This is a genomic window from Pseudomonas sp. HMSC065H01, from assembly GCF_001815235.1.
Classification (GTDB): Bacteria; Pseudomonadota; Gammaproteobacteria; order Pseudomonadales; family Pseudomonadaceae; genus Pseudomonas; species Pseudomonas aeruginosa.
Map to the genome: position 1 here is coordinate 47,059 of NZ_KV819927.1, position 625 is coordinate 47,683.

Consider the following 625-nt stretch of genomic DNA (forward strand, 5'->3'; position numbering starts at 1 on the left):
AGCAGGCCGACGTTCTTCTCGAGTATTTCGTGGTTCTTCATTTACGTCGGGCTCCTCAGGCGATCTGCGCGGCGGCTTCGTATTCGGCCGGCTTGGCAGCACGCACGGTGCGCCAGGTGTTGTAGGCCATCAGCAGCATGCCGGTGAGGAAGAAACCACCGCCGATCATGCGCACGATGAAGCCCGGGTGGCTTGCGACCAGTGCTTCAACGAAGGAGTAGGTCAGGGTGCCGTCCTCGTTGACCGCGCGCCACATCAGGCCCTGGGTAATGCCGTTGACCCACAGCGAGGCGATGTAAAGCACGGTACCGATGGTGGCCAGCCAGAAGTGCGCGTTGATCAGACCGATGCTGTGCATCTGCGGACGGCCGAAGACTTTCGGGATCAGGTGGTAGAGCGAGCCGATGGAGATCATCGCCACCCAGCCGAGGGCGCCGGCGTGCACGTGGCCGATGGTCCAGTCGGTGTAGTGGGAGAGGGCGTTGACGGTCTTGATCGCCATCATCGGGCCTTCGAAGGTGGACATGCCGTAGAAGGCCAGGGATACCACCAGGAAGCGCAGGATCGGGTCGGTGCGCAGCTTATGCCAGGCGCCGGAGAGGGTCATCATGCCGTTGATCATGCC

The 625-nt window shown here is 62.4% G+C and carries 1 protein-coding gene; it reads right to left on the reverse strand.

Annotation, left to right across the window (positions count from 1 at the left end; genetic code table 11):
- Nucleotides 1-55: 55 nt before the first annotated feature.
- On the reverse strand, nucleotides 56-625 hold a 570-nt coding region (locus HMPREF3014_RS26615; RefSeq protein ID WP_083327202.1), incomplete at its 5' end, for a cbb3-type cytochrome c oxidase subunit I.